Raw genomic sequence first — 13,490 nt, forward strand, 5'->3', positions numbered from 1 at the left:
CCGTACCGCGTTGGCGGCGGTTAATCAGACGCCTGCCGGAGCTAACGTCCATCGGCTAACTGTTGTCGTTCGGTACACGACCAAATCAACAGCCCGATAGGCGTGTCTTGCATCTACGATATTGTGACCGGCGTTTGAACTTGCGCCGGTTTCCCGTCATTTCCTAAGAGTGGTCATGAGTGAGCTGAACACCATTGGTTTGTTTCCTTCTTTGAGCTCCTTCGTGGACCAGCGTCGAGCCGAGTCGGGTTTGATCTCCGAGGAACGCCGGGAAGATCTGAAGCAATTGGCAGGCTACATTCGCGGTGAGACTCAGAAGTCTCGCCCGGTGCAGTTGACCTTTATCTGCACGCACAATTCGCGTCGCAGTCACTTGACTCAGATTTGGGCCAGGGTGGCTGCGGATTTGTTCGGGTTGCAGAGCGTTCAAACTTTCTCCGGCGGAACAGAAGCGACAGCAATGAATCCGCGAATCGTTGCTTCGTTGAAGAGGGTTGGGTTTGAGGTCGACGTGGAGACGGAAGACAAGAGCAATCCAACCTATGCGGTTCGCTACGCCGAGCAGTCGGAGCCTTTGTTGTGCTTCTCAAAGATTTACAGCGAGTCGCCCAATCCGACGAGGCATTTCGCGGCGGTGATGACTTGTTCGAACGCCGATCAGGCTTGTCCGATCGTTCCCGGATGCGATCTGCGGTTGCCGATTCGCTACGAGGATCCCAAGGTCTCGGACGGCACTCCTCGGGAAGCCGAGATCTACGACGAGCGATGCCGACAAATCGCGAGAGAAATGATTCACGCGATGTCTTTGGTGTAGGTCTTCGGCGTCGATCTCTGAATCGATTCGTTTGCGGCGATTGGCTTGTCGGCTCACCGCACTACGAAGTTCTCTCTCCGGTGCCAACACTTTTGGCTGACTTGGAAGCCCGTCAGCACAAAGTCATTGGCTGGTTGATGCGCGTGCTGTCGATTTTTACGGGCCAGTTTGCGGTTGCCCGCGTCTGAAATCATTGCAGCATCGGGACTTGCGTCCATTGTGGGCACACGCTTTGCGGAGCATCCCCGTAGCCGGACATATACAGTGCGACGCCACCCGAAAATGGCGGCGACGTAAATGAACCGTAGAGACTGACCCAAAGCAACCCAAATGGCTTCCAATAAGATGAACGCTTCCACATCAAATACTTCCAAGTCCGCATTGTTCCAGTCGCTGGAGATCGGCGGACTGACGCTACCCAACCGCATCGTGATGGCTCCGCTGACGCGAGCACGCGCCGGGGTGGAACGCATGGCCAACGAAATGATGGCCGAGTACTACACGCAACGAGTTTCCGCTGGTTTGATCATCAGCGAAGCAACCGTGGTGTCCGAACAAGGCATCGGGTGGCCTCAATCACCAGGGATCTACAACGACGAGATGGCAGAACGATGGAAGATCGTTGTGGATTCGGTTCACGAAGCCGGCGGCCGAATCTTTCTGCAGTTGTGGCATACCGGGCGAGCGTCGCACAGTGATTTTCACGATGGCGATCTGCCGGTGGCGCCATCGGCAATTGCGATTGAAGGCGACGGCGTGCACACCCCGTCGGGGAAGAAGCCTTACGAAGTGCCACGTGCTCTCGAAACCAGCGAACTGCCGGGCATCGTGGAGGACTATCGCAAAGCGGCCGAACGTGCCAAGTCGGCGGGCTTTGACGGCGTAGAAATTCATTCCGCCAACGGCTATCTGTTGGACGAATTCTTGCAGTCCAAATCCAATCACCGCGAAGATCAATACGGTGGCAGCATCGAGAATCGTTACCGTCTATTGGGCGAGGTTGTGGATGCGGTCACGAGCGTTTGGCCGAACGATCGTGTCGGTGTCCGGTTGGCACCCAACGGTTCATTCAACGACATGGGATCACCCGACTATATCGAGCAATTCACCTACGTCGCACGGCAACTTGATCAGTATGGGCTCGCGTATCTGCACGTGATGGATGGCACCGGGTTTGGTTTTCATGAACTCGGACCCGCGATGACGCTCGCGGATTTCCGAGAGGTCTTTAGCGGTCCGTTGATGGGCAACGTTGGCTATTCGCGAGAGTCCGCGGAAGAGGAACTCGTGGACGGAGCGGCGGATCTAATCGCTTTCGGACGTCCATACATCAGCAACCCGGATCTCGTGGAGCGTTTTGAGAATGGGTGGCCTCTCGCCGAGACTGCGGACATGTCCGTCTGGTACTCGCACGATGCTGAAGGCTACACCGATTTTCCAACCTACCAAGCGGAATCGAAACAGCCTGAGTCTTGCGGCGTTGAGTAGGAATTGTTGAAAGTTCCGCCGAACGTCGCCAATGACTTGCCCGCACTCCCAATTCACTTTTGAAGAAAGATCTCAATGAAGACCGTTCATGCCTACGCCGTCAAAGAATCCAAAGGAACTTTTGAAGAGTTCGAGTATGAACTCGATGACATTGGTTCCGACGAGGTCGACATCGATGTCGAATCGTGCGGCATTTGTCACAGTGACATCAGCATGGTCGACAACGATTGGGAGATGAGCGAATACCCGCTCGTTCCCGGGCACGAGGTGATTGGCAAGGTTTCGTCGGTGGGCGATCACGTCACTCATCTATCAGTGGGCGACCGTGTCGGTCTGGGATGGCATGCGGGTTATTGCATGGTGTGCGACCAATGCATGAGCGGTGATCACAATTTGTGCAACGATGCCCAAGCAACGATTGGTGGCCGCCACGGAGGATTCGCCGACACCGTCCGGGCTCAATCAGCCAGCGTTGTGAAGATTCCTGATTCGCTGAATGCGAAGGAAGCAGGGCCACTGCTATGCGGAGGAATCACCGTATTCAATCCTTTTGTTCAATTGGATCTTTCACCAACCTCTTCCGTCGGTGTCATCGGGATCGGCGGGCTCGGGCACCTCGCCCTCAAGTTCGCAAACGCCTGGGGATGCGAGGTTACAGCGTTCACCTCTGAATCCAAAGAGGAAGAGGCCTTGGAAATGGGCGCTCATCACACGATCAACTCGCGTGACATGGATGCGATTAAGAACACGGACCTGCGTTTTGACTTGGTGATTTCAACCATCAATGTGCCGCTGGATTGGAACGCCGTTCTTGGAACTCTGAAGACTCATGGTCGTTTGCATATGGTCGGCGCGCTCACCGAACCAATGGAAATTGGATTGCTGCCGCACATGCTCTTCAACCAACTGACGCTGGGTGCATCGCCGGTGGGACCGCCGGTCATCATTCGACGAATGCTGGACTTCGCCGCTCGCCACCAGATCGCTCCCGTGACCGAGCACTATCCGATGAGCAAAGTCAACGATGCGTTTGAACGGCTTCGCAGCGGTGACGCTCGTTATCGAATCATCTTGGATCGCGACTGAAGCGACGAGTCGTGATTCCACGTCGTTGCTCAATCAAAGAGTGCTTGCCGTTATCATTCTGTTTCTGGTGTGAACATCTTTTGGATGTCTTCCAGGATCAGGTACAGGCATGGCACCAATACAAGAATGATCGCTGTCGCGAAGAGAATGCCAAACCCGAGCGAGATCGCCATCGGGATGATGTATTGAGCTTGCAGAGAGTCTTCGAAGATCAGCGGCATCAAACCGCCAAACGTTGTCAGGGTGGTCAACAAGATGGGACGGAATCGACGCAGTCCGGCTTGTGAGATGGCATCAAATGCGGACTGGTTTTTTCGGTGGCGGTTCGCATAGTCGATCATGATCAGGGAGTCATTGATCACAACGCCCGACAGGGCAATCACTCCCATCAGACTGACCAGCGACAGGTCATAACCGAGCATGATGTGTCCGATGATCGCGCCAACGACGCCGAAGGGAATCGCAACCAAAACAATCAGCGGTTGCACGTAACCTTTGAATGCGATCGCGAGCAGCGAATAGATCACGGCGAGTGCCAAGCCGAACGATCCCCACAGTGACGCTGTGGCCTGACGCATTTCCGCGTCGCTGCCTTCAAAGCTCCAGGTGATTCCGGGGAAGTCTTCACGAAGCTTGGGAAGTTCCGAGTTTCGTAAAGCTTCGATGACCTGAGTAACGGCACGTTTGGGTTCCACATCCATCGAGACACTGATCGTTCGTCTGCCGTCGCGGCGATTGATGGATCGAAATGCCAGCGTTTCTTCCACTTCGGCGACGTCCATTAGCGGAACCTCTGCTCCGCTCGGTGTGCGAATGATCAAATCTTCCAGGTTGTGAATGTCCTCACGCTGTTCTTCGGGAAGCTTGACTCTGACTTCGGTTTCGTTGGTTCCACGAATCAGTCGCAACGCCAATGATCCAAAGAAGGCACCTCGCAATTGTTCGCCCAGTTCTTCATCGGTCAGGCCAAGTGAACGCCCCTCCGGACGAAGCCGGAAATCGTATTGCGTTTTTCCTTTGTTGTAGTTGTCGTTGACATCCCGAGCGTTGGAATACAGTTCGACTCGTTCAACGAATGCGGTGGCGGCTTGCTCCAACACCTCGATGTCGCTGTGACTGAGGTCAATGCTGATGTCGCGTCGGTAACCGCCCGGTCCTCGTTCGGCTTCAAAAGTGACTTGATTGACACCTGGCAAATCGCCGATGTGCTCACGCCACAAATCGATGACCTCGTTGGCGGTCATGTCTCGTTGGTCTGGTGGCTTCATCACGATTTCGACGTCGATGAAACTCTGGCCCCGGACGTTGGTTTTAATACCTTCGGCAACTTCGTACAGGTTGTGTTCTTCGAACATCTTGATGCTCGCCTGCGTCACCGTGTCCGCAATTTTCGCGGCTTGATCCTGCGTCGTGCCAACTGGCATCCGCACGCCGGCTTCGATCTCATCGGCTGAGACTTCTGGCATCAGGATCAATCCCATGTGAGCACTGGTCGCATAGCCACCGATCACAACGAACAAAGCGAGTGCCAATGAAGCGGTGACGTATCGATGCCGAAGGCTGAGGATCAGGATGGGACGATAAAAGAATTCCACCAAGCGATTGAACGCTTGGCTGAATCGTTGCTGCAAATGGTGCAGCCGCGCACCGATGCTGTTGGGATTTCGTCCCGCGTCGCGAGCGTGGGCCAAGTGAGCCGGAAGGATGAACAGAGATTCAACCAGCGACAACGCCAGGACGATCATCACAACGACCGGCAAGGGACCCCAGAATTTGCCGGTTTCGCCAGGAATGAACAGCAGCGGAACGAACGCGACGATGTTCGTCAGGATGCTGAACGTGACCGGTCCAGAGACTTCTTGGGTGCCTTCGACGGCGGCGGCTTCGTGATCCTTGAGTGTCTGTCGTTTCTCGTAAACGTTTTCTCCCACGACCACCGCGTCATCGACGACGATGCCCAGCACAACAAGAAAGCCGAACAACGAAATCATGTTGATGCTGACACCGGCGGCAGGCAGTAGCAACACACCGCCGATGAAAGAAACCGCCATTCCCATCATCACCCAGAACGCCAAGCGGAATTCAAGGAACAACGAGAGAATCACCAGCACGATCACGACGGCCATCGCAGCGTTCTCGGCGACCAACATCAAACGTCGGCGGAATTCTTCGGCGTTGTTGCTGTCGATTCGCCACTTCACGCCTTGTGGCAGTGCCGTTTCGAATTCTTCCATGGTCTCTTGGACCGCTTCGGCCACATCCATTGGTGACTGAGAACCGACACGATAGATGTCGAGTTCGACCGATGGCGTTTGGCTGAATTGTGAGTGGAATCCGACTTCTTCGAATCCGTCGCGAATTGTGGCGATATCACCGAGCGTCACCATCGGACCATCTCGCCCGGCCACGATTTCGATGCCGGCGAACTCTTCCGCCCATTGTTTGCGAGCTTTCACACGGAGCAAGATTTCGCCGGCGGTCGTTTGCACGGAACCGGCCGCGACATCTTGGCTGGACGTGCGAATGATTTGAGCGACGTCGGGAAGAGTCAGCCCGTACTCACGCAAGCGTTGTCGCGGGATTTCGACGTGCGTCACATAGGCAGGAACGCGACGCAATTCGACTTGTGTGATTTGTTCTTTGGATTGCAGTTGATCGCGAAGTTGTTCAGCTAACTTGCGCAGTGCCCAGACGTCGATCGGACCGTAAATCGCGACCTGCATCACTTCTTGCTGGCGAGACTGCAGTCGCACTTCGGGTTGTTCGATTTGATCCGGAAAGGTGCGAATCCGGCTGACTGCTTGGTCGACGTCCTGCAGGACTTTCATGCGGTCTTCGCCGCCGACCAATTCGATCAGAACTTCACCACGGCCTTCGCGAGCTTCGCTGGTGACTTCTCGAATGCCTTCGACACCCCGAACGGCTTCTTCGATCGGACGCAAAATTCCCTGTTCGACTTCTTCCGGGGCGGCGCCCGGGTATCCAACGGCGACTTCGACAATGTCGAGCTGAAACTGAGGGAAGACTTCCTTTTGAATTGCAAACGCTGACCAGATGCCACCACCAAGCAGCAGCAACATCAGCAGGTTGGCCGCAATCGCATTGCGAGCCATCCATGCGATGGGGCCACCCTCGGGAACCATCTTGCTCAACGACGTCACTCGGTTGTCTCCTCAGTTTCGTCGGAGTCCACCGGCTCTTCACTCTCTACTTCATCGTCCGTGATCTTGCGCAAACCAACTCCGTCGGCCACGGTCGCCAGCGTGGTCGTCACGATGTCTTCGCCTTCTTCAATCCCTTCGCGAATGTAGGCGTACTCTGCATCACGAAAGACCACCTGAGTCTCGCGAATTTCGAGTTGTTCTTCCTTCATCACCCAGACCGTGTCCTGATCGCGGACATAATCGCGAGGCATGCGGATCACATCGTTGATCTCTTTGCCTTCGATTTGCGTTTCGATCAACGTGTCCAAGATCAATGGTGGTGCATCCGATTCTCGTCCGAGCGGATCGGCGACTGTGATCAAGACACGAGCCAGTCGAGTTTGTTGGTCGAGGGTTCCGATCAACCGGGCGACCCGGCCTTCGCGTTGCGCGTCGGGCCCCCAAGCGTCCGTGTTGCGCAGGATCACCTTGGATCCTTCGGTGGATGTTCCGTCATCGTTGGTTTTCGGGAATTGAATCCATCGCAATGTTCGAATCGGAACCGCCGCCATGATCCAGTACTCGTCCACACCGATCAGACGCGCGAGCTCGTCGCCCGGTCTGACTTGAGAACCGATGTTGACCGATTGCGTCAGGATTTGAGCATCGAATGGAGCGGTGACTTCCGTTCGATCGAGGTCCAGCTGCGCTCGTTCCAGCGATGCTTTCGCCGCCGCCATCTCCGCTTTGATCGATGCGATTTGCGGTTCCCGTAACACAAGGCCGCGGTTGGTGTCGTCGATAGTGTCTTCGAGCATTTCCAGCTCTTTCACCGCCAGACGCTGGCGAGCTTGTTCGATTTCCCACAACGCTTCTTTCTGCAGCAATTCACTGTTGCTGATCGAGACCGCGTTTTCGAAGTCCGACGGATCGATCCGCAGCAACAGGTCGTCTTTGCTGACCATGCCACCGGGGATGAATTCAGGCGAGAGCTCAACCACTTGGCCGCTGATTCGTGGGCCGAGCGTGATGTCTTGGGCTGGTTCGACGGTTCCGAGCACCACTAACTGAGGTGAGTAGGTGCCTCGTTCCGCAGTGATGGTGTCCACCAAAGCCGACGATTTTCGCGTCGCGTTGATCTGCTGGGCGGTGGGTTCGGTCTTGTTGATCACAACCACCGCGGCGGCGGACGCACCTAGAATTGCCAAGCAGGTGATGGTGGTACCAAGGATGCGAAGCCAGCGCCATTTGGGTCGCTGTTTCGACGCATCACTCATCGACAACGGTCTCCGGGATGATTTCCACGGTGGATTCCAATAATTCAAAGTCTTGTGGACGGGTGTCAAAATCGCCTGCCAACGCCAAGTACAGCGAGACGCGAATGAGCACCAAGTCTAGTTGAGCCGAAAGCGTTTCGCGCTGCAATCTTTGCTGCGCCGTGATTGCACTGAGCACGTCCAGATAAGTCGCATCACTGATCAGATATTGCTCTCTCAACTGCTCGGAGGATTGTCGAGCCAGTTCGACTTGATTTTCCAGGTGCTCGATCCGTTCGAGCTGGTAGCGTTCTTGGGCCAATGCGTCTTCGACTTCGCTGAATGCGTTCAGCATCGTCTGCCCATAAACATTGAACAATTCGCGTTTGACCGCCGCGTTTCGGTCGACTTCAGCCCGGCGTTGCCCACCGTCAAACAGCGGGGCAATCATTTGTGCACCGATGGATACGAACCAATCGCGGAACAGCGTTTCGGGGGATTCCGACACGTTCAGCAGCGATCCCGTGAGATTGATGCGAGGATATTGGGCACTGATCGCGGAAGCCAGGTCTCGGTCAGCAGCACGGAAAGCTAGGTAGTCGCGGCGAACGTCTGGCCGGCGTTTTAGCAATTCCGAAGGCAGGCCAGTCGATGGCAGAGGCGGCAACGGAGGCAGAATCGAACCGGGTTCGTATTCCGCGGCTTGAGGCATCTCGCCAAGCAGCACCGCGAGTTGATGTTCCAGGACTTCGATGCGGACTTTCTCGACGACGATTTGTTCCAGCGTCGCTTCGACCAATTGTCGCTGTCGAAGCACGTCGGGGCTGCGGATCAAGCCTGAGGCAAAGCGTGCTTCCTGTAGCGCCAACCCCATCTGGTTGTTGTCGAGCTGTTCGTTGAGCAACTTGATTTGGGCGTGCCCTTCGATCAGCGAGAACCACGTTCGAGCGATCTCTGCGGTCAGGGTCAATGCAATCGCGTGGTAGTCTTCTCGCGTGGCGGATGTTCGCAAGCGTTCGGCATCCACGCGGGATTCAATTTCGCCCCACAAGTCGACTTGGTATCCGGCATCCAATCCCCAAATGAAACTGGAACGATCTCTGCCAGGACCCATCGTGCTGCCATAGTCAGCAACTCCGTTCAGGTCCGGCCACAGATCGGATGCTTCGCGACGTGTCACGGCTCGGGCCGCATACAAACGTTGTAGAGCCGCGGCGAGAGTGAAGTTGCCTTGCAGTGCGACTTCAATCTCTGCGTTGAGTGTCGGATCGTTGAAGCTGGTCCACCAACGATCCGGCGGAACCACTTCACCCGGAGTCGAAAATGGTGGCGGGGTTTGTGTGCGGAAGGTCCAAGTGCTGTCTGGATTGGCGCAGCCGACACCGATCAGTAGCAATGCAATGAGCCACCGGGCGGGGAGCAACCTCGCGAATCGAACCATAGACATGAAGGCCGAATTACGAGATTCGGCGGTCCGAAATCCAGTCCAATTCAGGACTTGTTACATATCTCGGTGGTTATTCGTCGTGTTTCACGCTCGCTGACTGTTTCGCGTTTGTTGACAAAGCGATGACCGCCCAAGCACTGCCCCAGTCATTCGCGGTCGGAGTCGCGCGACCTTTCGCGGATGCTTTGGTGCCGGGGACTTTCCAACGTCCATTGGGTTCTTGAGTCGCGAGGAGGTACTTCACTGCAAGATTCAAAGTACTCGAGTCCGTGCCTGTCATCGCCAGAGCGTGCAGGGCGTATCCGGTGCCCAACGCGTCGCTCCCGTCCGCCAATTTCCACCCCCAGCCACCATTTTCGTTTTGGTGATCCAACAAAGCGGTTTGCCATTGTTGAGTCGATGAATGAGGCGGAGATTGATTGGAAAAACGGCGGTCCATCTCACGAGCTAGCAACAACCGAGCGGCCAGGAACTCCGTTGATTCGGGCTGGTCGATGGAGTCGACGAACTGGATCGCGGTGGAGGGATCAAACTCAACGGGCTCTCTCATCAAGGCGAGCGCTGTCCAAGCCGTCGTTGTCGCGGTGGTCTCTTTTGTTGGTCGACGTTGAGCGGGAAGTTGTCCGCACGCACGCCAGGATCCGTCGGCGGATTGTTCTTCGAGCAGCTTCTCTGCAAAACGCGATCGCCAGTCAGTGCCACCCGGTGCAGAGGAGGCATTCGTACGAGGGATTGCCAGCAAAAGTTGCGTCATCGTGTCGATGTTCGCTGCCATCGTCGCCGAATGGTCCAGATCCGCCTTTTGCTCCGGTTTGACGAAGTTGACGACATCGGTGGACCAACGTTCCCATTCATCGAGCAGGTCGGAAACGGCGATCGATTCGGTTCGCCGAGCGGCTTCGTGACTCCAAATCAGCGTCGGGATCTGATGGCATGAAACACACCCACGTTTTTCAATCCACTGTTCACCGGCCTGCTGAACGTATTGCAATCCACTTTGGATCGAACGCGTGGCGTCCTGCGACCACGCAGGTTGGCCAGCCAACGCTACTCCGCCGATCCAAATCAAAGCACTCGTCGCGGCAGCGCGAGATCGGAAAGTCATGGAAAGTGCCTTCGGGGAGAAACGATCGCGGATACCACTATCCTATCCTGATCGCATCAGCCGATCCCGTTTAGGCTTCGAGAATCTCAGCGATCTTTTCCGTTGGACGGCCAATCGCTGCTTTTCCGTTGTGGATCACGATCGGACGTTCGATCAACTTGGGGTTCTCCACCATCGTGGCGATCCACTGTTGGTTGGTCAGCGTTTGCTCACCCAAGTTCAATTCTTTGAACAACGCTTCTTTCTTGCGGACCAAGTCTTTCGCGGGGATGCCCAGTAACTTCACGATCTCGGCGAGTTCTTTTTTCGTTGGCGGCGTGTCCAAGTACTTGATGACCTCTGGTTCGACGCCGTGTTCCTCCAGCAGTTGCAAAGCTTGGCGTGACTTCGTGCATCTTGGGTTGTGATAGATCTTGGTCATGCTGAGGTTGAGTTGAGGTTGGGGGGCGGGCCGTTCGAGTTGGAGCAAAGTATGTGAATATCTGAAACGTCGGGACGAGATCATTCAATCCCGGTTGTAGAGCACCGGCGTTTTGCCTTTCCAGCGGTTCCATGTTTTGTCGTCGGAGATCAACTCGGCCATCAGGTGAGCGACATTGATGCGGCTTGACTTTCCAGAGTTAAAAAGCGGGCTGCGAATTGGCGAAGGTTCAAGGTCGTACTCGGTGACCTCGTCCGCATCATGCAGCGAGTCCGGACGAATGATGGACCATTCAATGCCTGGGTCGCCTTCATTGATTTGAGTTTGCAGGAATTCAGCCGCTTGTTCGTTGTCGACGTGAGGTGGAACCAATGTTCGCAGCAATGCGAACGCGCATCGTTCCGCGATCGAATGGGTTTCGTTCAAGCGATGATTTCTGACTCCCGACGAGCTCATCAGAACGAAGCGAACCGGCTTGGGGGCGGAGGATTTCTGAGCCGCCCTGCACAACCGTTCGGCTGCATTCGTGACCAACCGGCGCGGTTGGCCGTACATGCCTTTCAGTGTCAGGTTGTGACCCAAGCACGATGCGATGGCATGGCAACCGTCGACCTGAGCGATCAGTTGCTGGTCGGTAAGATCGAGCAGGTTTCCCTCGGTCACCGTGCAGGCGGCTTCGTCGAAATCGCCCAGCAGTTCACGAAGGCGCGAGATGGATCGAACCACCGTCACCACGTGGTGCCCACGTTTGATCAGTTGCTGAATCAACAAGTGACCTGTTTGGCCGGTTCCTCCGGCCACGAAAACCTTCGACATCACAATTTCCAAAAAGACATGTTGGCCAAGCAAAGTGCCAATGCGAATCGGCGGACGGGAATCATCGCGTGAGCAATGGTTCGACCCAGATTCCCCAATCGCCGCCGCGACCGTTGCCGCCATCGGTCACCTTCAGAGTCAGCGTTTGCACCTTGCTGACATCAATGTCGAACGCACTGCCCTGGCCGGCGGTCACGCGAGTTGCTTTCCACAGCGATTTGCCATCGCCAACAATCTCAAAATCGACTTGCCCAAACAAGTTGCCTTGAATCCCACTGCGTCCGCGAAGACGTTTCCAGTTCCCGTCAAGTTTGTAGACGTGTTTGGCTGGTGCGTGAGCGTAGATTCCATGGGCAAAGTAGTCGCCACCCAGAGACAGCAATCGCTTTCTATCTGGCACGGAGTTGTAGGTGGGCCGCAGCCATCCCACTTCGGCCGACTGTGGGCGAATCGTCGAGAGCCAAATTGATTTGGTGGTCGTAGGGATCAGATCGGCGTCGACTGAAATCGGTTGTTCAAGGTTTTGAAAACGCTCCAACACCCTTTGGCCGATGCTGGCGAGCTCATCGTCTGAGCTCGCGGTTTCGCGAAGCAATTGGGTGGCGTTTTCGACCGAGCCAGCTTGCAGTTGATCGATCACCGGCTTCAGTTCCAGCTCCAGTTTCGCGATCGAAAGGTCGGGTGTTCCATCCGCATTGATGCTGTACCGCAGCGAACGCGTGCTCGTCGTGCCGTTGACGTGACAGGACACGATTCTCAGTTCACCGGATGTCTTTGAGCGAAGCGGACCGCTGTGCATGACGAATTTGCCGTCAGTGCCCGGAACGGATGTCGCCGTTGTCGCGTCGTAGTCGCCACCTCCATCCGGATCGAAATAGGCAACTACCGCGTGCGATGGAATCGTACTGTTGACACGCCCGTCAATCTGGATCGATTGCTCTGGGCCAACCGACAGACGCAAGTCATGGAAGTCGGTGGCGGGGCGATCGTAGATCGATCGGGCGACTTGCCGGTTGAAGACCGGATGAGCCGCCAATCGAAACGCATGAGTTTGAGTGATGAAAGTTCCTTTGCCTTCGCCACGCAATTGTTGCGCATAGGTTCGGTTGCCCGATCCCATCAAAGCTGTGCCACGTTCGGCTTCGTCGACACGTTGGCGACAATGTGGCAACGAAAGAGCATGGCCGAGTTCGTGGATCACGCCGCCAATGAAGATTGAGTTGTGACGGCCAATCGTGATGCGTCCGTATTCGGCGTCTCGGATCGGCGTTGGGTCACGAAAGCGACGGGTGTCCAGAATCTCGGAATCGCATTGCCAAGCGGTTCCCGATAGATGACTGCCGCCACCGTAGTAGGGACTGTGATGTGAGATCTTGCTGGCAACGGGATCGTAGTCCATCAAGTTGCAAAACAGCAGCAACACGGATGCGTCGGCGTCGATGCCGCGTTGCCGCAAAACCGGGATCACTTCGTCACGGATTTTCTGTCCATCGGGTTTGTCGTAGTCCGTTTGTTCACCGACCACGTCAACAATGTCGATTTGTCCTCGTTCGTTTCGCAACGTGTGCATGGAACGATTCGGGAAACCATGTCGCTTGAGTTCGCTCTCATAGAACTTCGCGGTTTCCTCGACGATCCTACGGATTCGTGCGGTGTGGTTGGCCGCCGGTTGACGATCGCGAGGCGTGAAGTACACCACGACAACACGACCGGGGGATTCGATCGGATCCACCTTGATCGCTTGAGCGATTCGCTTGCGAGCCACGGCAACGGACGAGGCAGATGCCTGCATTCGAACGGCAGGCGGCCCGTCGGCGAGACAAGTCCTGGTGCTTGGAGTGAACACCAACGAGATCGCCAGAACGGCAAGCATCGAGAATGATTTCATCGGCGGGCGATCTGTCTGCGTCAAAA

At 55.8% G+C, this 13,490-nt stretch carries 10 protein-coding genes; 3 read left to right on the forward strand and 7 right to left on the reverse strand.

Annotated elements, in window-relative coordinates:
• The first annotated feature begins 169 nt into the window (after positions 1–169).
• From B2R17_RS20260 to ahr, 3 genes are all read left to right on the forward strand, one after another.
• Complete coding sequence (locus B2R17_RS20260; RefSeq protein ID WP_339886594.1) at positions 170–814, forward strand: protein-tyrosine-phosphatase; 645 nt, start codon at positions 170–172, stop codon at positions 812–814.
• Positions 815–1,144: 330 nt separating this feature from the next.
• Positions 1,145–2,302, forward strand: coding sequence for an alkene reductase (locus tag B2R17_RS20265; protein ID WP_339886593.1), 1,158 nt, complete (start codon positions 1,145–1,147; stop codon positions 2,300–2,302).
• A 75-nt stretch (positions 2,303–2,377) separates the two neighbouring features.
• Positions 2,378–3,388 carry an NADPH-dependent aldehyde reductase Ahr gene (ahr, locus tag B2R17_RS20270; RefSeq protein ID WP_286765398.1) on the forward strand — a complete coding sequence of 337 codons (1,011 nt, stop codon included), beginning with the start codon at positions 2,378–2,380 and terminating at the stop codon, positions 3,386–3,388.
• 53 nt (positions 3,389–3,441) lie between these two features.
• On the opposite strand, the gene B2R17_RS20275 is transcribed toward ahr, so the two are convergent.
• The 7 genes from B2R17_RS20275 to B2R17_RS20305 all read right to left on the reverse strand — a co-directional run bounded on the left by B2R17_RS20275 (position 3,442) and on the right by B2R17_RS20305 (position 13,464).
• Positions 3,442–6,549, reverse strand: a complete 3,108-nt coding sequence (locus B2R17_RS20275; RefSeq protein ID WP_286765399.1) for an efflux RND transporter permease subunit — start codon at positions 6,547–6,549, stop codon at positions 3,442–3,444.
• Positions 6,546–7,808, reverse strand: coding sequence for an efflux RND transporter periplasmic adaptor subunit (locus B2R17_RS20280; RefSeq protein ID WP_286765400.1), 1,263 nt, complete (start codon positions 7,806–7,808; stop codon positions 6,546–6,548). The genes B2R17_RS20275 and B2R17_RS20280 overlap by 4 nt, the downstream gene beginning before the upstream one ends.
• Positions 7,801–9,228: a TolC family protein gene (locus tag B2R17_RS20285; protein ID WP_008654226.1), complete on the reverse strand. Its 1,428-nt coding sequence runs from the start codon at positions 9,226–9,228 to the stop codon at positions 7,801–7,803. The genes B2R17_RS20280 and B2R17_RS20285 overlap by 8 nt, the downstream gene beginning before the upstream one ends.
• A 76-nt stretch (positions 9,229–9,304) precedes the next feature.
• Complete coding sequence (locus B2R17_RS20290) at positions 9,305–10,339, reverse strand: squalene--hopene cyclase (protein ID WP_286765401.1); 1,035 nt, start codon at positions 10,337–10,339, stop codon at positions 9,305–9,307.
• A gap of 70 nt (positions 10,340–10,409) precedes the next feature.
• The gene (arsC, locus tag B2R17_RS20295) at positions 10,410–10,760 is read right to left on the reverse strand and encodes an arsenate reductase (glutaredoxin) (RefSeq protein ID WP_286765402.1); all 351 of its coding nucleotides are present in this window, start codon (positions 10,758–10,760) and stop codon (positions 10,410–10,412) included.
• 84 nt (positions 10,761–10,844) lie between these two features.
• The gene (locus B2R17_RS20300) at positions 10,845–11,576 is read right to left on the reverse strand and encodes an NAD(P)-dependent oxidoreductase (protein WP_286765403.1); all 732 of its coding nucleotides are present in this window, start codon (positions 11,574–11,576) and stop codon (positions 10,845–10,847) included.
• Between the two features lie 61 nt (positions 11,577–11,637).
• Positions 11,638–13,464 carry an NPCBM/NEW2 domain-containing protein gene (locus B2R17_RS20305; RefSeq protein ID WP_286765404.1) on the reverse strand — a complete coding sequence of 609 codons (1,827 nt, stop codon included), beginning with the start codon at positions 13,462–13,464 and terminating at the stop codon, positions 11,638–11,640.
• Positions 13,465–13,490 lie beyond the last annotated feature (26 nt).

The sequence above is a fragment of the Rhodopirellula sp. UBA1907 genome (assembly GCF_002337565.1).
Classification (GTDB): domain Bacteria; phylum Planctomycetota; class Planctomycetia; order Pirellulales; family Pirellulaceae; genus Rhodopirellula; species Rhodopirellula europaea.

Excerpts from the sequence above, each read along its gene's own strand:
- B2R17_RS20265 (WP_339886593.1), top strand. The coding sequence starts at position 1,145 with ATGGCTTCCAATAAGATGAACGCTTCCACATCAAATACTTCCAAGTCC.
- ahr (WP_286765398.1), top strand. The coding sequence starts at position 2,378 with ATGAAGACCGTTCATGCCTACGCCGTCAAAGAATCCAAAGGAACTTTT.
- B2R17_RS20280 (WP_286765400.1), bottom strand. The coding sequence starts at position 7,808 with ATGAGTGATGCGTCGAAACAGCGACCCAAATGGCGCTGGCTTCGCATC.
- B2R17_RS20285 (WP_008654226.1), bottom strand. The coding sequence starts at position 9,228 with ATGGTTCGATTCGCGAGGTTGCTCCCCGCCCGGTGGCTCATTGCATTG.
- B2R17_RS20290 (WP_286765401.1), bottom strand. The coding sequence starts at position 10,339 with ATGACTTTCCGATCTCGCGCTGCCGCGACGAGTGCTTTGATTTGGATC.
- arsC (WP_286765402.1), bottom strand. The coding sequence starts at position 10,760 with ATGACCAAGATCTATCACAACCCAAGATGCACGAAGTCACGCCAAGCT.
- B2R17_RS20300 (WP_286765403.1), bottom strand. The coding sequence starts at position 11,576 with ATGTCGAAGGTTTTCGTGGCCGGAGGAACCGGCCAAACAGGTCACTTG.
- B2R17_RS20305 (WP_286765404.1), bottom strand. The coding sequence starts at position 13,464 with ATGAAATCATTCTCGATGCTTGCCGTTCTGGCGATCTCGTTGGTGTTC.